This is a genomic window from Streptomyces sp. NRRL S-337 (assembly GCF_000720175.1).
GTDB classification, from domain to species: Bacteria; Actinomycetota; Actinomycetes; order Streptomycetales; family Streptomycetaceae; genus Streptomyces; species Streptomyces siderophoricus.
Window position 1 is genome coordinate 136,609 of sequence record NZ_JOIX01000006.1, and the last position, 21,576, is coordinate 158,184.

At 69.6% G+C, this 21,576-nt stretch carries 13 protein-coding genes and 3 pseudogenes; 10 read left to right on the plus strand and 6 right to left on the minus strand.

Going from position 1 to position 21,576, the window contains the following annotated elements:
• Positions 1 to 1,285: 1,285 nt before the first annotated feature.
• The 4 genes and pseudogenes from mycP to IG62_RS0107835 all read left to right on the plus strand — a co-directional run.
• Positions 1,286 to 2,503: a type VII secretion-associated serine protease mycosin gene (mycP, locus tag IG62_RS0107820; protein ID WP_158795004.1), complete on the plus strand. Its 1,218-nt coding sequence runs from the start codon at positions 1,286 to 1,288 to the stop codon at positions 2,501 to 2,503.
• 9 nt (positions 2,504 to 2,512) lie between these two features.
• Positions 2,513 to 6,499, plus strand: a complete 3,987-nt coding sequence (locus IG62_RS0107825; protein WP_030799079.1) for a type VII secretion protein EccC — start codon at positions 2,513 to 2,515, stop codon at positions 6,497 to 6,499.
• A 161-nt stretch (positions 6,500 to 6,660) separates the two neighbouring features.
• Positions 6,661 to 7,620 (plus strand): annotated as a pseudogene (locus IG62_RS0107830) (IS630 family transposase); the annotation flags it as partial.
• 11 nt (positions 7,621 to 7,631) lie between these two features.
• Positions 7,632 to 7,991, plus strand: a pseudogene (locus tag IG62_RS0107835) (DUF4180 domain-containing protein); the annotation flags it as partial.
• A 133-nt stretch (positions 7,992 to 8,124) separates the two neighbouring features.
• Here the strand turns inward: IG62_RS0107835 and IG62_RS0107840 are convergent.
• From IG62_RS0107840 to IG62_RS48380, 3 genes are all read right to left on the minus strand, one after another.
• Positions 8,125 to 8,766, minus strand: a complete 642-nt coding sequence (locus tag IG62_RS0107840) for a hypothetical protein (RefSeq protein WP_030799088.1) — start codon at positions 8,764 to 8,766, stop codon at positions 8,125 to 8,127.
• A gap of 86 nt (positions 8,767 to 8,852) precedes the next feature.
• On the minus strand, positions 8,853 to 10,886 hold the full coding sequence (locus IG62_RS0107845; protein ID WP_234326328.1) for an RICIN domain-containing protein: 2,034 nt from the start codon (positions 10,884 to 10,886) through the stop codon (positions 8,853 to 8,855).
• Positions 10,887 to 11,067: 181 nt separating this feature from the next.
• Positions 11,068 to 12,654, minus strand: a complete 1,587-nt coding sequence (locus tag IG62_RS48380; protein WP_234326329.1) for an RNA polymerase sigma factor — start codon at positions 12,652 to 12,654, stop codon at positions 11,068 to 11,070.
• Positions 12,655 to 13,048: 394 nt separating this feature from the next.
• Here IG62_RS48380 and IG62_RS47090 point away from each other — a divergent pair, with 394 nt between their 5' ends.
• From IG62_RS47090 to IG62_RS0107860, 3 genes and pseudogenes are all read left to right on the plus strand, one after another.
• Complete coding sequence (locus tag IG62_RS47090; protein ID WP_158795005.1) at positions 13,049 to 13,186, plus strand: hypothetical protein; 138 nt, start codon at positions 13,049 to 13,051, stop codon at positions 13,184 to 13,186.
• A gap of 848 nt (positions 13,187 to 14,034) precedes the next feature.
• Positions 14,035 to 14,258 (plus strand): annotated as a pseudogene (locus IG62_RS49800) (thymidine kinase); the annotation flags it as partial.
• A gap of 35 nt (positions 14,259 to 14,293) precedes the next feature.
• Positions 14,294 to 15,073 (plus strand): glucose 1-dehydrogenase, encoded by a 780-nt coding sequence (locus IG62_RS0107860; RefSeq protein WP_030799095.1) that lies wholly within the window; start codon positions 14,294 to 14,296, stop codon positions 15,071 to 15,073.
• A gap of 21 nt (positions 15,074 to 15,094) precedes the next feature.
• Here the strand turns inward: IG62_RS0107860 and IG62_RS0107865 are convergent, their stop codons facing one another.
• Complete coding sequence (locus IG62_RS0107865) at positions 15,095 to 16,087, minus strand: ScbA/BarX family gamma-butyrolactone biosynthesis protein (RefSeq protein WP_324604610.1); 993 nt, start codon at positions 16,085 to 16,087, stop codon at positions 15,095 to 15,097.
• 97 nt (positions 16,088 to 16,184) lie between these two features.
• Here IG62_RS0107865 and IG62_RS0107870 point away from each other — a divergent pair, with 97 nt between their 5' ends.
• Positions 16,185 to 16,829: a ScbR family autoregulator-binding transcription factor gene (locus IG62_RS0107870; RefSeq protein WP_030799099.1), complete on the plus strand. Its 645-nt coding sequence runs from the start codon at positions 16,185 to 16,187 to the stop codon at positions 16,827 to 16,829.
• A gap of 74 nt (positions 16,830 to 16,903) precedes the next feature.
• Here the strand turns inward: IG62_RS0107870 and IG62_RS0107875 are convergent, their stop codons facing one another.
• Positions 16,904 to 17,728 carry a VOC family protein gene (locus tag IG62_RS0107875; protein WP_030799101.1) on the minus strand — a complete coding sequence of 275 codons (825 nt, stop codon included), beginning with the start codon at positions 17,726 to 17,728 and terminating at the stop codon, positions 16,904 to 16,906.
• A 244-nt stretch (positions 17,729 to 17,972) separates the two neighbouring features.
• Between IG62_RS0107875 and IG62_RS0107880 the strand changes: the two genes are divergently transcribed.
• Complete coding sequence (locus IG62_RS0107880; protein WP_030799103.1) at positions 17,973 to 18,812, plus strand: sulfurtransferase; 840 nt, start codon at positions 17,973 to 17,975, stop codon at positions 18,810 to 18,812.
• Between the two features lie 89 nt (positions 18,813 to 18,901).
• Here IG62_RS0107880 and sepH read toward each other — a convergent pair whose 3' ends face one another.
• Positions 18,902 to 19,960: a septation protein SepH gene (sepH, locus tag IG62_RS0107885; RefSeq protein WP_030799105.1), complete on the minus strand. Its 1,059-nt coding sequence runs from the start codon at positions 19,958 to 19,960 to the stop codon at positions 18,902 to 18,904.
• A gap of 497 nt (positions 19,961 to 20,457) precedes the next feature.
• On the opposite strand from sepH, the gene IG62_RS0107890 reads away from it, so the two are divergent.
• The gene (locus IG62_RS0107890; protein WP_030799107.1) at positions 20,458 to 21,573 is read left to right on the plus strand and encodes a hypothetical protein; all 1,116 of its coding nucleotides are present in this window, start codon (positions 20,458 to 20,460) and stop codon (positions 21,571 to 21,573) included.
• Positions 21,574 to 21,576 lie beyond the last annotated feature (3 nt).

Consider the following 21,576-nt stretch of genomic DNA (forward strand, 5'->3'; position numbering starts at 1 on the left):
GCGATGCCCAAAGGACCGTCACGGCTCTGCAGGACTCCGAGGGCGCATCGAAGAGTGGGGACCTCCTTCAAGCCATCGGCTCTAAGGTTCAGGATGGTGCGGACTGGCTGAGTGATTTCGGTTCTCGCAGCGATGACACCCTGAAGCACGATCTTGCCAACGGCATGAACTCCGGCGATGCGTTGGACAAGCACAGGGGCACGCTGTCCCGTGGGCGGGAGATTGCCTTGCAGGCGGCCGCCCATATGGAGAAACTCGGGGCCTCGTACAACGTCAAGTCGAATCAGCTGGCGCCACCACCACCCCGTGACTCGGAGAAGCCCATCTCGCCACCGGATTCGACGGTGCCGCCGCCAGATGTGGGAGTTGCTGTGGTTCCAGCCGTGGCGAGTCCGCGGAGGGGGACAGGGACTGCCGCCAGGGCGTCCAGCCGGAGTGCATCCGGCAGCATGCCTCCCGCGGGTGGTGTTGCTTCGCCTCAGCGTTCACAGGAAGGCGGGGGTACAGGAAGCTCTGCCCGGTCCGGGACGCGTCCTCCTATGCCGCAGGCGCCGCGTCCTGGTACGGCGTTGGACGGTGTTCGTGGGGGTGTAGCCAATCCCGTCGGTCCGCCTGGCACCGGCCCCGGGGCCCCGGTCGTCGGGGCTCCTGACAACTCTGGTTCAGGCATCGGTGGGCCGAGCATTCCTGGTGGTGGCCCGGTGATGGGCGGGCGCGGGCCTGCAGGCGGCAGAACGGTGCGTCCCGGTTCACCGGGCGTTCCGAGCAAGCCTCCGGGTGGTCGTACTACTGCAGGGAAGACCGCTGTGCCGGGTGCTCCCGGCCAGCCGGGCCAGGCGGGACGACCGCCGATTGCCGGCGGCACGGGCCCCGGCGGGTCCGGTAAGGGGGCCGCTCGTGGCCGTCAGGGAGGGGTAGCGCGGCGTCCCGGTGGTGTCGTCGGGGAACCGAACAAGCCTGGTGTACCGGGTCGTGGTTCACAGGGCGGCTCAGGTCTGCATCGCAGTCGGGGTGGCGCTCTGAACGGCCGTTCGGAAGGATCGTCTCGTTCGCGTGGTCCGCTGGGCGTACCGGCCAGCGGGCAGTCCGCCAGTAAAGGCAAGGAGCGACGCAAGTCAGAGCGTCCTGACTATCTCGTCGAGGATGAAGAGACCTGGGTTTCGCAGCGGGACGTTGTGCCGGGAGTCGTTGGCGTTCCGGCCTCTGAGGAGGCGGAGGACGGCGCCATACCGGAAGAGCGGAGCCGTGCGCTGGAGCCGGACAGTTCGGAAGGAAACAGCAAGGCGTGACGTTCAAACGATGGATGAGATCGGCAGGTGGGACGGCGCTGTTGTGCGTGGTCGGTCTCGCGCATGTAGCGCCCCCGGCAGCCGCGGATTCCATTCGCGATCGTCAGTGGGCCTTGTCGGCATTCGATGCGGATGCGATTGGGAAGGTGTCCACAGGTCGGGGGGTGACCGTCGCTGTTGTCGACACCGGCGTCGACGGGACCCACCCCGACCTGGTGGGCAATGTGCTGCCGGGAAAGGACCTTCTCAAGGGCAGCGGTCGTGCCGACCGCGAAACTGAGAATTCACACGGCACCGCCATGGCCTCCTTGATCGCAGGCCATGGTCACGGGCCCCGGGGCGCAGCTGGCGTCAAGGGGCTCGCCCCCGGGGCAAAGATTCTGCCGCTGCTCGTCAACACTCAAGATGGCCTGCGGATCGGCACGGGCAAGGGGGAATCCCCCGTGTCGCAAGCGATCCGTTATGCCGTCGACCACGGAGCGACAGTCATCAATCTGTCGCTGGGGGACACGTTCAAGATCACTGACCTGGACGATGCTGTTCAGTATGCGCGAAAGAAAGATGCCGTCATTGTTGCCGCGGCCGGCAACGACGGAGTTGCCGAACCGAACTACCCCGCGAGCATCCCAGGCGTGATCTCGGTCGGAGCGGTCGACTCCTCAGGCAAGGTCTGGGAGAAGTCCAACTACGGGTCGAACAACCTGCTCGCGGCACCGGGAGTGGACATCCCCGGCGCCGGACGTGACCACGGCTATCGAAGTGGCACCGGCACCTCCGACGCCGCCGCCTATGTCTCAGCCGCTGCAGCCCTCCTCCGCTCCAAGTTCCCCAACCTCACGGCTGGGCAGATCGCCAACCGCCTTGTGAAGACAGCCAAGTTGCCGGACTCAGTGAAGGGTGCGAAGCTCCCGGACAAGCACTACGGCTACGGGTTCATCCGCCCATTCAGCGCCTTGACCGATGACATCCCGGCAGGCTCGCAGAACGGCCCGCTGCCGGCTCCGTCCTCGGCTTCACCGGCTCCCGGTGCCTCGTCCGACGCCTCTTCCAACGGGAGTAGGGCTTCGGCCTATGTCATCTGGGGCGCCGTCGGCGTAGTGGCGCTGGGACTCATGACCGCGCTAGTCGTGGTCATTGTCAGGCGCCGGCGCCCTGTCGCGCCGCCGCCTTCCCCGTACAGCCACCAGCAGCCCGGCCCGCCCTTCCAGCAGTAATAGGCCCCATTGGTAACCGTCACCATCAAGCGCCCTCCGCGCACCGTGCCCCCTGACTACCCCAAGGGCGAGCTGCAGCTGAAGGCGCCTCCCGAGCTGCCGGAGCACAAGGGCGAATCCGTTCTCCTGACACTGCTGCCCATGGCAGGCATGGCCAGCACGGCGGTGTATTTCTTCCTTCCCGGCTCACCACCGTTCATGAAGCTCATGGGCGGCATCATGCTCATCTCCGCCGCCATCATGGGGGTGGGCCAGTTCGTCCGTGCCCGGCGCGGCTCATCATCAGGCGTCCACGCGGCACGTCAGGAATACCTGAAGTACCTGGCCCGCACCCGAAAGCAGGCACGGGATACCGCACGCGCCCAGCGCCTGGCCGAACTCCACACCTTCCCCGAGCCGGCCCAGCTCTGGGCGGCCATCGCCGAACGCACGAGGCTGTGGGAGCGCCGGCCTGGCGACGATGACTTCGTACAGGTACGCGTCGGGTTGGGGCCGCAGACTCTCGCGACCCGCCTCGTGGTTCCGCGGGCAGCGCCTGCGGAAGAGTGGGAGCCGCTGTCCGCGCATGCACTGCGACACTTCGTTGCAGCGTACGAGTACCTCGATGAGCTGCCCCTGGCGCTGTCTCTGCGGGCGTTCCCACGGCTGACGATCAGGGGCGATCCCGACACCGTCCAGGGGTCGGTTCGGGCGCTGGTCTGCCAGCTGGCGACGCTGCACTCACCGGACGATGTGCGCGTCGTGGTCGTCACGGCTCTGGGTACGGCCGGGGAATGGGACTGGATCAAGTGGCTGCCGCACGCCTACTCCACCAAGGCCTGGGCCGCAGGCGGTCGAAAGGCGCAACAACTGCTGGTCTACTCCTCGCTCAACGAGCTCGCAGAGGACTTCGCCGAGGATTTCTCCACGCGCCCTACCTGGGCAGTGGATGACCAGCCGCTGCTCGATCGACCCCATGTGGTGATCCTCGCGGATCCCGGTCCGGCGACGACATTTCGCTGGCCATTCGACCGGGACGGCTTTCTGGGCGTGACAGTCATCGACCTCGAAACGGCTGTCGGCGGCGAGCGGCAGCGCCGTACACCCAGAGGTGGATCCCATCGAGTGGATCGCCGACCGGGGCTGGCTGTCGAACCGAAAGCCCTCAGCCTTGTCTCCGCCTCCGGCTCCGTCTATGCCGGTATGCCAGACACTCTCACCGCAGTGGAAGCCACTGCCCTCGCTCGGGCCCTTTCCCCGCTGCGGACCAGCGACGACGAGGATGAGGACCCGCTGCTGGGCAACCTCAGCTTCACCGAGCTCATGGACATCGAGGACCCCACAACCTTCGACCCACCGTCCGGACAACGGGCTGCGCAAGACCGCCTACGTGTACCGGTCGGAGTGGACGGAGACGGAAACCCCGTGGTCCTCGACCTCAAGGAGGCATCCCAGGGAGGCATGGGGCCCCACGGCCTGTGCGTCGGCGCCACCGGCTCCGGCAAGTCCGAGCTACTACGCACCCTCGTCCTCGCCCTCGCGACCACCCACACGTCCGAGACACTGAACTTCATCCTGGCCGACTTCAAGGGCGGCGCAACGTTCGCCGGCCTGGCCGACCTGCCGCATGTCGCCGCGCTCATCACCAATCTCGCCGAGGAGCTCACCCTCGTCGACCGCATGCAGGACGCCCTCGCCGGTGAACTTCTCCGCCGTCAGGAGTTGCTCCGCTCCAGCGGAAACTTCGCCGACATCGGCGCCTACGAGCGAGCACGGTCAGCGGGTGCGCCGCTTCAGCCGTTACCCACCCTGCTGATCATCATCGATGAGTTCAGCGAACTGCTGACGGCCAGGCCTGAATTCATCGATATGTTCCTTCAGATCGGACGCATCGGACGCTCGCTCGGCGTGCACCTGCTCCTCGCCTCGCAACGGGTGGACGAAGGCCGGCTACGGGGCTTGGACACCTATCTGTCCTACCGGCTGGTGATGCGCACCTTCACCGCCGAAGAATCACGGATAGCCCTCGGCAGCACCGATGCCTACCACTTGCCCAACGTGCCAGGAGCCGGGCTCCTGAGCCACGACACAGAGGCACCGACGCAATTCAAGGCTGCGTACGTTTCCGGTCCGCACCGCCCGAGGCGAATCACGACCTCTGGGCACCGGGATGATCTTTCACCGATGCTGTTCACCGCCGAATCCGCCCTCGCAGATCCCGTCCCGTCACACCCTGCGCCTGAGGCAACTGCGGCCGATGGCCACGTCGCCGAGATCTCCGTACTGGATGTGCTGGTGGAGCGCCTCCAAGATCAGGGCCCACCGGCACAGCAGGTCTGGCTGCCGCCGCTGGAAGATTCTCCCTGCCTCGGCGAATTGCTTCCCCCGCTCACGATCACATCCGAGCGAGGTCTGCAGCCGGCCGAATGGCGGGAGATGTCCCTGGTCATACCGGTGGGCATTGCCGATATTCCCTTCGAGCAGCGCCGCGAGACCCTTCGTTGCGACTTCTCTGGCCCGCAAGGCCATGCTGCCGTTGTCGGCGGACCGCGTTCAGGCAAGTCCACTTTGCTCCGCACCCTCGTCATGTCCTTCGCCCTGACCCACACAGCCCGTGAAGTCCAGTTCTACTGCCTCGACTTCGGGGGCGGCATTCTGTCGTCCCTGGCAGAGCTCCCTCACGTCGGGGGCGTCTCCTCGCGGCTCGACGCGGCAAAGGCCCGTCGGACCATCGCCGAGATACGCGAGCTCCTCGACGAACGGGAGGCGTTCTTCCGCGACCACCACATCGACTCCATCCGGACCTACCGCGGACGACGAGCCGTAGGGCACTACCCCGACCACCTCTTCGGCGACGTCTTCCTGGTGATCGATGGCTGGGGAACCTTCAAACGGCAGCACGAGCAGCTGGTCGCCGAAGTCGAGGCAATGGCCATGCGGGGCCTCGCCTACGGCATCCACCTCATCCTCACGGCCGGCCGGTACAACGACATCCGCCCCGCCCTCAAAGACCAACTCGCCACCCGGCTGGAACTCCGGATGGCCGATCCCCTGGATTCCGAACACGACCGCAAACGCGCCCGTAACGTACCCATGGACCGCCCCGGCCACGGCCTCGCACGAGGCGGACTGCACTATGTGGCCGCGCTCCCACACGGCGCCCAGCCCCACGCCACACAAGACCCTACGGACGACACCGCGAGCTCCGTCGCTCTGATTGCGGCCATCGCATCCAACTGGCAGGGCCCCGTGTGCCCACCGGTACGCATGCTCCCGGAGCGCCTGCACGTCGACGCTTTGCCAAAGGCGAGCGAAACCCCCGAGCAGGGCTTCGCAGTGGGCCTCGATGAAACGGCGCTCGCTCCGGTCTACCTCAACTTCGACACCGACCCACTCGTGGTCATCTACGGCGAAAGCGAATCCGGGAAGTCCGCGCTATTGCGCCTGCTGGCCCGGCGCCTGGCCGAGCGGCATCAGCCTCATGAAGCACTGGCGATCGTCGGCGACTACCGCCGAGGGTTGCACGGCCAGCTCCCCGAGGACCACGTGCTTCACTACGCTCCCGCAGCAGCATCCCTCGAAGAGGGCATCCATCGCCTCATCCCGATCCTGCAAGCCCGGATGCCGACGGAAGAGGTCACTGCCGAGCAGATGCGTGCCCGCAGCTGGTGGCACGGCCCTGAGATCTTCATCGTCATTGACGACTACGACCTCGTTGCACTACCGTCCGGCAACCCCCTTGAAGCGCTGGCCGAATTCTTTCCGTACGCCCGGGACATCGGCCTCCGCATAATCGTCGCCCGCAACACCGCCGGAGCAGCCCGCGCCTCATTCGACCCGGTCACCCGACGCCTCAAGGAACTCGGAGCCACCGGCGTCGTCCTGTCCGGGGACTCAGACGAAGGACCTCTGATAGGCACTGCCAAGGCCGAACGCATGCCGCCTGGGCGAGCCCAACTGGTCACTCCCAGACAGCGGCCCCGTGTCATCCAAATCGGCTGGTCTTCCACCAAGTGAGTCAGGGACAGCGGCAGCTCTCTGCGATTTCAAGGGGTTGTGACGACGATATTGAGAAGGAGTAACTGAGGGCCGCGGCAACCGTGCTGCGGAGTGCGCCAAGGTTCAACGACTTGAGGGGCAGGACAAACGGACTCGGCTAGATGGGTGATCACGGGCATGCCGACGGGCACTCGATCATGGAGGTATCACGCCGGCTGCGCATCGCCCGGACACGGTCCGCACCTGGCGGGCGGCGCTTCTTGGAGCGTGGCCTGGACGGCTTGTCCGACGAACCGCGTCCCGGTGTCCCGCGGAAGATCACTGATGCCGATGTCGAGCGGGTGATCGTCAAGACACTGCAGGAGACCCCGAAGAGCGCCACCCACTGGTCGACCCGGTCGATGGCCGCAGCCACGGGAATGTCGCAGTCGGCCATCTCGCGGATCTGGCGGACATTTGCGCTGGCCCCGCATCGCACGCAGACGTTCAAACTGTCCACAGATCCGTTCTTCATCGACAAGGTCCGCGACGTGGTCGGGCTCTACCTCGATCCGCCGGAAAAGGCGTTGGTCCTGTGCGTGGATGAAAAGTCGCAGATCCAGGCACTGGACCGCTCCCAGCCGGTCCTGCCGATGATGCCCAGCGTTCCCGAACGCCGCAGTCATGACTACGTCCGGGCCGGCACCACCACCTTGTTCGCCGCTCTGGAAGTGGCGACCGGAAAAGTCATCGGCTCCCTCCACCGCCGCTACCGGGCCGCCGAGTTCAAAAAGTTCCTGGCCAAGGTCGACAAACAAGTGCCGGCAGGCCTTCAGGTCCATCTGATCCTCGACAACTACGCCACGCACAAGACGCCAGTGATCAAGAAGTGGCTGCTGGCGCACCCACGTTTCCACGTGCACTTCATGCCCACCAGTTCGTCCTGGCTCAACCTGGTGGAACGGTGGTTCGCCGAGCTCATCCAGAAGAAGCTCAAGCGCAGCGTCCACCGCTCCGTCCAAGCCCTCGAACGCGACATCCGTGCCTGGCTCACCGACTGGAACGAGCAACCACGGCCCTTCGTCTGGACCAAGACAGCCGACGAGATCCTCGACAAAGTCGCCGCGTACTGCCACCGGATCTCCGACTCAGGTTACTAGCCTTGGCTGCCATGACGACCGCTGTCCAGACGATCCATGACGTCCCTGTCCTGATGTGCGCCCCCGAGGGCGCGAGCATCAGCAGCGAGGGCGACGTACTGGATCTCATCGGCAATGCCGTGTATCAGGGCGTCCGATGGGTCGTCATCCCCGCCGGGCGGTTCGACGAGGCGTTCTTCCGGCTGCGCACCCGCATCGCCGGTGAGATCATCCAGAAGTTCGTCAACTACCGTGTGGGGCTCGCCGCCATCGGCGACATCTCGCGTCATACGGGGGCCAGTTCGGCGCTGCGCGACTTCGTCCGCGAGTGCAACCGCGGGCAGCAGACCTGGTTCCTGAGCGATGCCGAGGAACTGCACGAGCGGCTGAAAAGCTGGGGCGTGCCCGCAAAAAGTCCTGCCAGGCTTGTGACGCCTGGCAGGACTCTGCGGACACGCCCCAGCGGCGAGGGTGGCTCGGTGAGCTACGCCCCGGGCTGTGAGGAGGGTGCGCCCTCGGTGTGGGTCAGTTCGTGCGCGAACGCCGCCTACGGCGCACGGCGGTGACCGTGGTGGCTGTGACCGCGAGTACGGCCGCGGCCGCGGCGGTCCAAGGCAGCCACGCCGTCGCCCTTTCGGACCCGGACCCGGACTCCGCTCCCGCCCTGGCCGCCGCATGTGCGGTGGCCGGTGTGGCGGGCTCGACGGACGGGGCCGCGGAGGCGGTCCCGGACGCCGTGGGCCGCGCCGGCCGGGGGGTTGTCTTCCCCCCGGGCCGGGGGTCCACCACCGGCACGTCGATCTTCCCCTCTCCCCGGCCGAGTTCCGGGAAGCCGGATTCGACGGTCACCTTCCAGGTGCCCGGAGGCAGTACCTCCTGGGTCGTGACGGTTCCGGCGTGGCCCGGGACGGCGACCAGCCGCCACGGGCCACGCGTGCGCCCGTCCGCGGACACCGCGGTCAGCGTGCCCGAGATCCGCTCGTCGACCGGGTCATGGTCGTCCTCGTACGTCGCCTGGGCCCGTACGTGCCCGGTGTCCTGGCCGGTGACCGTGAACTGGATGCTGTCACCGTGCGCGTCGGCCTGCCCGGCCTGGACCAGGACGAGCAGCGGCGACGCCAGGAACGCCAGGAGGGGCACACACAGTGCGCGAGGACGCAGACGCATGGATCAGGGGCTCCTTGCCGAGGTGGCCGGTGTGGCCGGTGGGGCTGGTATGGCCGGCGTGGCCGGGGAGAGGGGAGGAAAGGCGGTCAGGAGACGGGCTGGGCGGTCCAGTTCTGCTGGCCCCGGTTGTCCGGCCGCTGGAGTTCGAGCAGCGTGCCGCCGTAGTAGTCGCGGGCGCTGACACCGAGCACCAGGTCCGTGCCCTTGGGGGCCAACGTCCACGTGCTGCCGGAGGCCGTCGTCTTCCACTGCTGCGACGCGGCGGACGAGCACGGCTGCTGCATCACGTACGCACCGGCCTGGAGCGAGCCGCCGACCTGGAGGCACTTGTGGGACAGCACCGACTCGATCCGCAGGTAGCCGCCGCCCGCGTCGCGGAAGACCCACTGCTGGTTGGCGTAGCCGTGACGCTGCCAGCCGATGAGGACCGTGCCGTCGGCGGAGGATCCGCCGTAGAGGTCGGCGGCCTTGCCGGTGAGGGGGTTCAGCAGTGCGTAGGGCTTGCCGGAGGCGATCGTCTTCGTCGGGTCGCCTGCGGAGGCGGTGTGGAACGACGTCTTCGGGCCCGGCTTGGAAGTACGGCCGTCGCGGTCCTTCACGGCGATGGCGACGGTGTAGTCGGTGTCCGGGCGCAGGTTGACGATCCGGGTCACGGCGGTGCTGACGCTGCCGATGGACTGGTCGTTCAGGACGATGTCATAGCTCGCCGCGGAGTTGACGGCCTGCCAGCTGAGGCTCACGGTGTCGGCGGTGACCGTGCCGACGACCGGCTTCGGGCCGGCGGTGGGGCCCGGGTCCGGGTCGGGGCTGGAGCCGCCCTTGATCAGGAACTGGTTGTTCGCCACGTTCCAGTGGGTGGCGAGGTAGCTGCCCGGCCGGGGGTCGGTGTTGAAGTAGTCGTCGTGGTTGCAGTCGAGGCGCTCGTCGTGGCCGCGCTCGGGGCAGACGGTGCGCATCTGCGGGTAGTAGGGGGTGTCCGAGTAGCACATGATGTCCCACTCGTCGGTGCAGTGTGCACCGCGGCTGGTGTTGGGGGCGCTGTTGTTGACGGCGCCCAGGTTGTGGCCCAGCTCGTGGGCGGCTGTGGAGGCGCTCCAGCAGCCGGAGTCGGTACGGCCGTAGGACGGGCCGAAGTTGCTCTGGTTGCTCGCGTCGGGACGTTCGTCACCGGCGAAGCTGCCGATGCCGCAGTACACCTGCGCGTCGGCGAAGATCATGTACTTCCGGTCGCGGCGGTTGTAGCCCCGCTCCGCCAGTGCGTTGTTGGTGGCACTGAACTCGCCGAGCGATGAGGCGGGCAGTTCGACGTCGAGGACCGTGGGGGTGCAGTCGGATCCGGTGACGTACCGGATGTGCCGGGTGCCGCCCGTCTCCTTGGCGCTCTCGGCGTAGATGAGGTCGGCGCCGGCCGCCCACTGCTTGAACGAGGCGACGTACTGCCCGTACCGGGACTGGCCGGGCGCGTGTACGTACAGCACCTGTACGCGGTTGCCGGTGGCGCCGTCGCCGTCGCACACGACCTGCTGGCCGCCCGCCGCAGCCGTGCGCTCTCCGTCGCCCGCGGCGGGTGCCTGGGCCGCTGCGGTCTGCTGGCCGGCGTCCTTTTGGGCGTCGAGTACCGGCGGGGCGTCCTTCAGCAGATCCTTCGACGACGGCGCGTGGGCGTCACCGCTGTTCAGGTCCGGCTTGGGTGCGCTGGCCTTGACAGCCGGCGGGGTGGTGCGGTGGATGTCGACGCCCTTCGGCGGCTCGTCCGGTCCGTGCGTGCACAGTCCGGAGCGCACCACCTTGTAGACGCCCACGCAGGAGTCGCTCTTCGGGGCCGGCTTGAGGCCCTTGTAGACCATGCCGTGCTTCGGGTCGTTCTTGGGCAGCTTCTCCAGCGGTGCGAGCGGCTTCTTGTGCTCGGGGCTGGCGGCCGGCTTCGTCGCCGTCTGCGACGCCGAGCCGGGCGCAGCCGCGGTCTCGCGGTCGCCGGAGGCACCGCCATTGGTCACGCCGTAGACGACGCCCGTGGCGACGATGCCGGTCGCGGCGAGGACCGCGGCGGCGACTATGCCGGTCCGACGACCGCCACCGGCGCTGCGCGCGGCGTGACGGCGTCTGCTTCTCTTCCCCAACTCTCTCTCCTGCCGTGTGGTGTGTGGTGGTGATGAACAGGCGTTGGGCACGTTGCGGCGCGTGAGCGGTGCGCAGGGTGGTGCCGTGGAACGCCCGTGTTGTGGGGGGTGCGGTGGGGGTTCAGGGGGCCGGGGGGTTCGCGGCGGTTCGCTTCAGCGGTGCCGCGCAGGCGGAGTCACGTCAGCGGAAACGCGTCAGCTGCGTCGTGGCGTGCTGTGTCCGGCACGGCCCGCGCCGGCCCGCAGGCGACGCCGGCTCCGGCCGTCCGTACAGGTGTGGGTGGGCGCGTGGCGGCGGTGCACCGTGCCGTTCTTCCGGGCGCTCGTCGCTCTCACCGGGCCCGGCCGACGGAGGGCGGTGTTGTCGACCGGGGCGCTCCGGGAAGAGACCGCCGCGGTGATCCGCTCGGCGGGGCCGGTGCCGTCCGGGTCGGTGGGGTCGTGGAAGCGGGGGGTGCGCAGGTCCTCCGGGCGGCGCTGTACCGCCGGCCGGCGCGTCGGGGCGGTGCGCGGCGGTGGCCGGCCGGTCTCGGTTCGTTCGGGGGCGAGCCGGCCGGCGGCCTGTCGGACGAAACGTTTCTTCTCGGGATTGGCCGGACGTGCGGACGAGTTGACCGGCAGGGGACGCGGCGTGACCGGACGGGAGGGCCACCGCCGGCCGCGGGGCGAAGGGGCTTCGCCGTCGGCCCCGGTCGGCCGGGTGGGCGGCGCCCGCGAGGGAGACGGGCAGCGCTGTGCTGCTCGTAGTCCGTCCGGCCCGGCGGCCGAGGGGTATCCGGTGACGACCGTGGCGGTGGCGGGAGCCGGTGCCACGGCGGTGCCCGGCACGCACGGGAGCATGGACGGTACGGGGCCCGGCGGCGCCCGCGAACGAGCCCGCCTCGGCTGCGGGCAGCGGGGTCATCCCTCCGGCCGCCCGCGCCGCCACCTCCCCGGCGTCCGCCTTCGCGCACACCGCCTCCAGCAGCGCGGCCGCGGCCGTCCCTGTCATGGGCGCCAGCGTGAGGTTGACGAGGAGTTTCTCGGCGGGTGCCAACTCCTCCCGGTGGCCCGAACAGCCCGCGCACGCGCGAACGTGCCGGGAGAACCGTTTTCGCCACAGCGAGGAGGGCGCCCCGTCCCACCGTTCCGCCATCGACTCCAGTTCCGCACAGGCCCGGGGGCCCGCCTTGCGGGTCGAGTCCAGTGCCCGCACCACCACCCGGGCCGTCTCCAGCTGGCCCTTCATCCGCTGCACCCGGACGCCGACGTGCTGGGGCGAGAGCTCCAGGGCGGCCGCGACCTCGGCGCGGGTCAGTTCACCCGCCGCCTCCAGCCACCACAGCGACATCAGGGCCGTGTCATCGCTGTCCAACCAGCGGGAGGCCTGGGCGAGTTCGCGGCGCTGGCCCTCCAGGCCCAGGCGCGTGATGGTGGCATCGACGAAGTCGGCGCCGGGGTCGGCGATGTCGAGGGAGTCGTCCAGCCCGTCGTACCCGGGGAGGGGCGCGGTCCGCGACTGGTTCTCGCGCCAGTACTGGCGTATCTGGTTCATGGCGATGGCCACCAGCCACGACCGGAAGTCCGCCGGGTCGCGCAGGCTGTCCAGGCCGTTGATGACGCGGAGCATGGTCTCCTGCACCACGTCGTCGACGTCGGCGTGACCGTTCAGGGCCCGGCCGACGATGTTGTACACCAACGGCAGGCACTCGCCGACGAGTTCGTCCTGAGCCCGGTGGTCGCCGTTCTGTGCGGCCGTGACCACCGCCACCCCGTTTTCCGCGTCCACGCCCCCCACTCTCTGCGTTTGCTCTCTCGGCGCCGGTGCGCGCGACTGTGTTCCGCCGTACATGTAAGGAGACGCGGGTGACTGGCTGTGCGTAACAGAAATTGGCGAGCAGACTTTCACAACCCTTCACAGCAGGGCCCATTTACCTGCGTTTGTCCGGTTGTCCAAGCCATCCCCCAACCGTTATGCGTTCCACCTGACTACGCACGGTCACGAGGGGGAACCGTTCGGCGAATTCCGCAACGGCTTCACGGAGGCAAACCGACCCCTCATGAGGGGCGCACGCACCCTCCGGCCGTGAAGTGTGGTGTCCCGCCACATGCGCGACGTACCCGGACGTTTCTACGGTGTGGCCACACGTCAACCTCCCCGCACCCGCCCGGAAGTGGTACCCATGGCCGCCTCTGCAACCGCTTCCCCGCCCACTCCCCACCTCAAGCGCATCGTCGCCGCGAGCCGGGTCGGCACCACCGTCCAGTGGTACGACAACTCATCCGGTCAGAGCTACGCCCTGTGGTTTTGCCGCCATTGACCCTCCGAAGTCAGCACCGAACCAGCACCGGGAAATCTCGTGCTCGGTGGGAGACAAGGCCGTGTTCGATCTGACTGGCTGTGGGGCTTGATGACAGGTACCGAAGATCGTCACTCGCTGTAGCGCTTCCCGCGGCATGAGCGCCACCCCGACCGGCTGCCTGCCGACCTCCTCAGCGGGTCCGGGCCAAAGTAGAGCGCCACCGGCTCCACTACATTCCCGGCCGGATCGACCAATCGCTACGGCGACCAGGGGGCATCTGTCTCGGCGAGCCGTCCGATCTCGGGCAGCACAAGCGAGGCCAGATCCCGGTCATGCAGGCTTGGATCAAGCATGTCGGGAAGCTAGCAGAAACCCCACCTGACCTGCGTAAATACGTCTACTGGTTCAGTCAACAGGGCGGGAGAGGCCGGCTGTCCTACGGCCGCGCAACGGAATCCTGGTGCTGCACACGCTGCACTGGCCCGAGGAGATCCGAGATCCCGGGGACCTGTCCAGTCCGGCTCCCACCACGGACCGGGAGCTGACTCTGGCCGAGCTGCTGATGTCCGAGATGGCGGGCGTGGACATCAGTGACCTGCACGACGACTACGCCGAGGCGCTGAACCTCCTGGTGGACACCCTCGCAGCCGGCGGCCAGGCAGTACCGCCGGCTGAGCCGGAGCCGCCGGTGGACCTGATGGCGGCGCAGGCCATCAAGGCCCTGTGGGACGTCATGCTCCCTTTCTCGGGCTACGCCTTCAACAAGTCCCACACCGCCGGTTACAGCCCGGTCGCGTACTGGACCGCCTACCTCAAGGCGAACTACCCGGCCGAGTACATGGCGGCGCTGCTGACGTCCGTCGGACGGCGCCCGGGCCACGCACAACGCCCGCACGGTGGCGGCGCGATGGTCGTCGAGGGCGCCCAGGTCGTGGTCGGCGATGTCCGCCGGACGACCGCGGAAGTGGGCTACGAGGTGCTCTGCCGCCGTCACCACCTGCGCCGGATGACCAGCGCCACGACCCGTGCGGGCGCGCTCTCCCCGGACGTCCTGCCGGTCGCCCCGACGCCGCAGGACGCGACGGGCTGACCCTCGCCAAGGGCGGCCCCTGCCAGACTCGTCCCATGAACAGCGATCTTCTCTCGGGCAAACTTCTCTCCGGCAAAGTCGTCCTGGTCACGGGGGCGAGCAGTGGCATCGGCGCCGCGGCGGCGCGGGTGTTCTCCGACGAGGGGGCGACGGTCGTCCTGGTCGCCCGCCGCGAGGAACGGCTCGCCGAACTGACCGGCGTCTTGCGGGCCGAGGGCGCCGAGGCCGCGTACGTCGTCGCCGACGTGTCCGTGGCCGAGGACGCCGCCCGGGCGGTGGACTTCGCCGTCACGACGTACGGGCGGCTGGACGCGGCTTTCAACAACGCGGGCATCGGAGGCGACCGCACCCCGCTCCACCTGATGTCCGACGACGTGTACGACGCCATCATGGACACCAACGTGCGAGGGGTGTGGAACTGCCTGCGCCACGAGATAGCCGCGATGCTCCCGCAGGGCGCCGGCGCCATCGTCAACAACAGCAGCGTGGCCGGTCTGATTGCGATCCCGGCCGCCGCCCCCTACATCGCCTCCAAGCACGCGGTGGTGGGGCTCACCCGGGCCGCGGCGGACGAGTACGCCCGCCAGGGCATCAGGGTGAACGCGGTGGCGCCCGGCACCACCCGCAGTGAGATCACCACCGAATGGTTCGCCCGCAACCCCGGCCTGGAGGAGCTGGCCAACTCCACGACGCCGCAAGGACGTACCGCGGCTCCGGAGGAGATCGCGGCGGCCGCGGCATGGCTGCTCAGCGACCGCTGCCCGTTCCTGACCGGGACGGTGCTGCCGGTGGACGGCGGATTGGTCAACCAGTGAGCCGGTGAGCCACCCACGCCCTCAACAGGGCGCTCCGCTCAGGCCCGCTCGGAAGGCGGTCCGGCCGCTCTGGGTGCCGGTGACGAGGACGGTGAGGCGGCCCGAGGGGGTGCGGGGCAGTAACTGCGCCTCGATCCAGCACGGTTCGTCGAACTCGACGTAGCGTTCGTAGGTGCTGATGACCGTCTCCGGGGTGAAGCGGGCCGGTGCGACGGTGGCGTGGGTGGCCTGATAGGCGGCTTCGAGCAGGGCGAGGCCGGGGACGTGATCGACGGGGTGGTCGAACAGCAGCGTGTTGCGGGTGTCGTTGCGCAGTTGCCAGCGGCGCGGGCGGGCGCCGGGGGCGAGCATCACCTCGGCCGCTCCGGACCGGCACACCAGCTCCGGGCGGACCGGGGCGGGGAGCGGCCAGGAGCCCCAGCCGACGTCGAGGTGCTCGCCGCGCAGCCGCCGGTACACCGCCGGCGAGGACCAGGCGAACTCCGCCTCCGCCTGTGCGACGGTCACGTCGCCCTGGTGGAGGCGAACCGCCATGCCCAGGGCGTTGACGCAGCGGCCGCTGCGGCGGGCCTGTGAGACGGCGACCTCGATACCGAGTTCCGTGGGCCCGCCGTCCGAAACACGGAATTTCGGATTCGTCGTGAAACTCAGGTTATGCAGAATCATGTGGTGGCTCAGGGGGACGCCGTATTCCGCGTGAGCGATCGTCAGCCCACTTTGCCGGAAGGTTTGCGCCAGCACTCTCGGATCGCACCGCCCCTCGTCGGGGGCGGCCGGCCACCGGCCGGTGAGCGAGAATGCGCCGGGACCGCAACGGTTCCAGCCAGTGATGAATACCCGTTCCGCATCCCGGAGATGGGCATATTCCCGGGGAACTGCGGTGGTCACGGCGGTACTTGTGCCGCTCTGAGCATCGAGAACTCGAAGGGCGGGGCCCGGGGACCCGCGGTCGTGGGGCAACGTGTGTATGCGGATGGCGGCTTCGGGCATGGGGGTCCCCTGTATGCGACGCATGTGAAGGAAGTTGCGCGCTGATAAAATACCGGGTCCGCGGTCTTTTTCTGTGCTGCGGTAAAGACTGCGGCAAACACCTGGTCACGGGAGACGCGAGTTGGCGAAACAGGAACGGGCGATCCGCACACGCAAGGCCTGCCTGGTGGCCGCCGCGGAGATTTTCAACGAGTACGGCTACGAAGCCGCCACCATCGCCGCCATCATCGAGCGGGCCAAGCTCACCCGGGGCGCGCTGTACTTCCACTTCACCTCCAAGGAGGAGCTCGCCCGCGGTGTCCTGGACGAAGCGGTGACCACCGAGGGGCTGGTGCCGCAGGTGCTCAAGCTCCAGGAGTGGGTGGACATCTCACTGCTGCTGGCTCACCGCCTGCCCCGGGAGCCCCTGTTGAGTGCGTCGATCCGGCTGTCCGTCGACTCCAAGGCGCGCAGCCTGTTCGGCACCCGCTGGCCCGACTGGATCGTGCTGGGCCGGGAGCTGCTCATCGAGGCCCGGGGGAGGGGTGAACTGCTGCCGCACGTCGACCCGACCGACACGGCCCGGCTGTTCGTCGGTGCCTGGACCGGCGTGCAGCTCGTCGCGGAGGCCGTGCCGAACGCTCCCGACCTGTCCACCGAGATCTCCCGGCTCCTGGAGCTCTTCCTGCCCAACGTCGCCGTTCCCGGGGTGCTGGCGAGGCTGGACACCTCACCGTTCCGCGCCGAGCGGCTCTTCGAGGCCGGGAAGGCGTCGGCGGTCTCCTGAGTCGGGTGCCGGGAGTGAGGCGCCGAGGTGGCGCGGCCAAAGAGACCGCCCGGTATTTTTCTTGCCCGCCCGGCTCAGCGCTGCTGGACGATCGTGAACACCGCGCCCTCGCTGTCGGCGACGGTGGCAGCCCGGCCGTGGGCGGACTCGTGGGCCGGGTCCAGTACCTGGCCGCCCAGTTCGCTGACGCGGCGGGCCGCGGCCTCCGTGTCGGGGACCGCGAAGTACGTCATCCAATGGGGGCCGCGGTCGCGGAGCGGTGCGTTGCCCACGCCGTGGATGCCGGCCACCGGGTGGCCCTTGAGCCGCAGCATCAGATAGTCGGAGCCGGAACCAGAGTCAGAGTCGGAGCCGGAGCCGGGTCCCGGGTCGGTGCCGTCGGCGGGAGCCGGCTCGGCCTCGAAGCCGAAGACGTGCTCGTAGAACGGGCTGACGGCGCCGGTCTCCTGGGTGACCAGTTCGTTCCACACCGGGGTGCCGGGCTCGCCGGTGACCGTGGTGCCCATCATCGTCCGGCCCTGCCAGATCCCGAAGATCGCCCCCTGCGGGTCGGAGGCGATCGCCATCCGGCCCGCGTCATGGTCCGCGTCCAGCGGGCCGACGCCCACCGTCCCGCCGCAGCAACGGATCTGTTCGGCGGTCACATCCGCGTCGTCGCTGGCCAGATAGGTGGTCCAGGCGACCGGCAGATGGCGGTCGGGGGCCAGCTCACCGACCCCGGCGACCTCCCGGCCGTCGAGGAAGGCCCGCGCGTACGGACCGAAGTGCTGCGGCCCCGGGCGGAACTCCCAGCCGAACAGCGCGCCGTAGAACTCCTGCGTCGCGGAAAGGCTGTGGGCCAGGAGGCTCACCCAGCAGGGCGCGCCGGGCATCCGCCGAGTCGCTGCCTCGGTCGTCATCGTCACTCTCCTCGGAGCATCGGGGGCTGACCATGGGGGTACGGGCGGGGGCCCGAGCAGATGCTCGCACCCTGTGTCCTGGTGTGCGCCCCGGCCGCGCCGTCCACGGCGCGTTCGCAAAGGAGAATGCCCGTTTTGATGTTTCGAGTCCGTTTCGGAGTCGTAAATGCAGAGCGTAACTCCGTCATACGGAGGGTGCGCACCCGCTTCTGTACGTAGTCGCCGCTACGCAAGGATGAGTCCCATGAATGTCATCATCACCGCTACCGAACTCGCGAGCGAGCTGGCGCAGTCCACTCCTCCGGTGGTCCTGGACGTCCGCTACCAGCTCGGGGGCCCGCCCGGCCGCCCCGAGTACGAGGCCGGCCATGTGCCCGGCGCGGTCTACGTTGACCTCGACGCCGAGCTGGCCGCGCCGCCCGGCCCGGCCGGCCGGCACCCGCTCCCCGATCTCGGCGTCTTCGCCAAGGCGATGCAGGCCGCCGGGGTCCGCGCGGACCGCCCGGTGGTCGTTTACGACGGCGGACAGGGCTGGGCGGCCGCCCGCGCCTGGTGGCTGCTGCGCTGGAGCGGCCACCAGGACGTACGGGTGCTGGACGGCGGGCTGGCCGCCTGGCGGGCCGCAGGCGGCGAGCTGAGCCGCGCCCAACCGGCGCCGGAACCGGGCGACTTCACACCGGTGCCGGGCGCGCTGCCGCTGCTGACCGCGGACGAGGCGGCCGCTCTGGCCCGCCGCGGTGTCCTGCTGGACGCCCGGGCCGGCGAGCGCTACCGGGGCGAGGTGGAGCCGCTCGACCGGGTCGCCGGCCACATCCCGGGCGCGGTGTCCGCGCCGACGACGGAGAACGTCGCCGAGGGCGGCACGGTCTTCAGGGACCGGGCCGAGCTGGCCGAGCGGTTCGCGGCGCTGGGCGCCACCCCCGACACCGAGGTGGGCGTCTACTGCGGCTCCGGGGTCTCCGCGGCCCATCAGGTGCTCGCATTGGCCCATGCGGGCATCCCCGCGGCCCTGTACGTCGGTTCCTGGAGCGAATGGTCCGCCGACCCGTCCCGACCGGTCGCCACCGGCCCGCAGCCCGGCTGAGCCCCGTCACGGGCCGTCCACGGCCCCGTACGCGCCGTCCGCCCGGCCCCTGAGCGGGACCGGACGGACGGGGCACGGACCGGCGGCCGCTACTCCGGCTTCTTCCGCCGGGTGCCGAAGACGATCTCGTCCCAGCTGGGCACCGCGGCCCGGCGGCCGGGCCGGACGCCGTCCGCCTCGGCCTGCCGGTCCGTCGTCCCGGTCAGCCGGTCGCGGTGGCCGGCCACCGCCCGCGGCATCAGCACATCGGCGTACGCGGAACCCGCGCCCGCGCTCGCCGCCGGGGCCGGCGGCTCCTCGACCTCGGCCTCGGACTCCTCGTCGGCCTGCGGCGCCTTGGCGCTCTCCGGTACGACCATGTCGCCGCGGAAGCTCGGCACCGCCTCCAGCAGGCTGGTCAGCGAATCCCGCTCCCGCTCGCCGGTGGCCTCCTCCGTGCCCCGGGCGTCGTCCTCGCCGCCGGACTGGGCACCGCGCTCACCGCGCTCGGAGTGCCGGTCCAGCGTGCGGTCCAGCGGCCGGTCGCGCGGCAGCCGGGCGATCCGCGGTACGAACGGGAAGCTCGGCTCGGGCGTGTCGTCGGCCTCGCCGATCAGCGCCCGGGCCTCGTCGTCCACGGCCTGGACGAGCCGGCGCGGCGGGTCGTAGGTCCAGCTCGCCGAGTGCGGTTCGGTGGCGACCCGGTAGACCAGCAGCACCTCCCAGGTGCCGTCGTCCCGGCGCCAGGAGTCCCACTGGACGCTGTCCTTGTCGGCGCCGCGCAGCAACAGCCGCTCTGCGACCGCCTCGCCGAGCTGCGGGCCGGTGTTCTCACCGGGCCGGCGCACCGGCGTCTTGCGGGCCCGCTCGGCCATGAAGGCGCGCTCGGCCAGCACCGGGCCCTCGAAGCGACGCACCCGGTCGACGGGGATGCCGGCCAGCTGCGCGACCTCTTCGGCGGAGGCACCGGCTCTTATCCGGGCCTGGATGTCCCGCGGCCGCAGGTGGCTCTCGACCTCGATCTCGATCTGGCCCAGCCGCGCACGGTCGTTGCGGACGGCGGCGCGCAGCCGCTCGTCGATCGGAAGCGTGTACTCGGTGCTGTCCGCAGCTTTGAGCACCAGCCGTGTGCCGTCGTTGGAGACGGCCACGACACGCAGTTCGGGCATGGGGACCTCCCGGGTGGTGCCTGCCGACGTCACGTGCGTCGCTGCTTCCGCTAGTCGAGTGTGGCCTGCCCGGGTGCAGCCTGCCACAACATTGCCGAGTTGCCCGGCGTGTCGAGGCTTGGCCCTCGAACGCCGTTATGACACGGTTACCAGTTCGCAACGCTCAGTGACCATGCCGCTTGCCCTGTCGCCGATCACCCGTGCCGAGCGGCGGCGCCCCGGGGTTGAGTGCCGCCATCTGGCCCCTCCCGTGGGTTCCGGGCAGCCGGACGGGAACCGGGGCCAGGGTTGGTCACAGTACTCCATTCGGACCACCGAGGTGGACCGCCGCGCCGCCGAACTTCCGGGGGAACGGTGGCGCTCGGTCACCTTGTCGATCTCTCGACCTGGCGCACGGGTGGGGAGTTTCACATATTCCCCAGATTCGGAACTGTTGACTCCGCCAATTGGTCATTTCTCCGTGCAAGATGGATCGAAGGGGCTATCAAAGGTTGGAGATGGACGAAGAAACCGAAACTGGCACGAAGAAGAAGGAGAAGCGGATAGACCTGAGCGTCGCTCAGGTGGCCGGCAGTGCACTCGCCGCGGCCGTCGCCGCGTATCTCGCCGGTCAACTCGGTGTGTACGGAACCATCATCGGCGCGGGTCTGGTCAGTGTCGTGGCCACCACCGGCGGGTCGATATTCCAGCACCTCTTCCGGCGTACCGGCGAGCAGATCAAGGAGGCTTCGGTCAGCACCCGGCCGAGGCCGCGCCGCTCCTCCTCCCGCATCCCATCCATCACCCGCCAGGCCGGGCAGCCCGACCCCACGATGGTGCTGCCCACCTTCGACAAGCAGGGCACGGAGGACCCCGTCACCTCCGTCGCCGCCCGGACCTCCGGGCCCGACGCGGCCCGTACACAGGTGATCCCCCGGGCCGAGATGGCCCGCCGGCGCGATCCCGCGAATGCCCATCCCCTCGACCGGACCCACATGGTGCCGCGCCTCGACGAGCGCGCCCTGTCGCCGGGGCGGCCGCCCGCCCGCCGGGCTGCCGCTCCCACCGCGCCGGCCCCGGCCGCGCCCCCCGTCGGCCGGCCCGAGGAGATCAGCGCCACCACGTACGGCACCCGGCTGCGCGGCTGGAAGCGGCCGGCGCTCGGCGCGCTCGCGGTCTTCGCCCTCGCCATGGGAGGGGTCACCGCCACCGAGCTGCTGACCGGGCAGACCCCGAGCGGCCAGCAGGGCACCACGCTCGGCAATCTCACCCGGACCGGGAGCACCGGCCGGCACCAGCCCGTCACCCCGCAGTCGCCCGGTCCGGGCGACACCCCGAGGGACGGCGGCCGGCACGGCAACGGCAGCGGTGCGACCCCGGACCCGGGCAGGTCCGGCGACACCGGCGACGGCCGGGGCACCGACCACGGCACCCCGTCACCGAGCCCCAGCCCGTCCGACGGCGGCAAGAGCTCGCCGGACCCGGAGAACTCGCCGTCCACGAACCCGTCCCCGAGCGGTTCGGCGGACAGCGGCGACACCGGAAGCGGTGACGACGCGACCGGCGGCAACCAGGGGAGTCAGCAGAACGGGCCGGAGCCCGAGGCGGGGGCGCCGGAACCGGGAGCTTCCTGAACG

Bases quoted from the DNA above. Each gene is read 5' to 3' on its own strand.
- IG62_RS0107880 (WP_030799103.1), top strand. From the start codon at position 17,973: ATGAATGTCATCATCACCGCTACCGAACTCGCGAGCGAGCTGGCGCAG.
- IG62_RS0107865 (WP_324604610.1), bottom strand. From the start codon at position 16,087: ATGCGTCGCATACAGGGGACCCCCATGCCCGAAGCCGCCATCCGCATA.
- IG62_RS0107840 (WP_030799088.1), bottom strand. From the start codon at position 8,766: ATGCGTCTGCGTCCTCGCGCACTGTGTGTGCCCCTCCTGGCGTTCCTG.
- IG62_RS47090 (WP_158795005.1), top strand. From the start codon at position 13,049: ATGGCCGCCTCTGCAACCGCTTCCCCGCCCACTCCCCACCTCAAGCGC.
- IG62_RS0107860 (WP_030799095.1), top strand. From the start codon at position 14,294: ATGAACAGCGATCTTCTCTCGGGCAAACTTCTCTCCGGCAAAGTCGTC.
- sepH (WP_030799105.1), bottom strand. From the start codon at position 19,960: ATGCCCGAACTGCGTGTCGTGGCCGTCTCCAACGACGGCACACGGCTG.
- IG62_RS0107875 (WP_030799101.1), bottom strand. From the start codon at position 17,728: ATGACGACCGAGGCAGCGACTCGGCGGATGCCCGGCGCGCCCTGCTGG.
- IG62_RS0107890 (WP_030799107.1), top strand. From the start codon at position 20,458: ATGGACGAAGAAACCGAAACTGGCACGAAGAAGAAGGAGAAGCGGATA.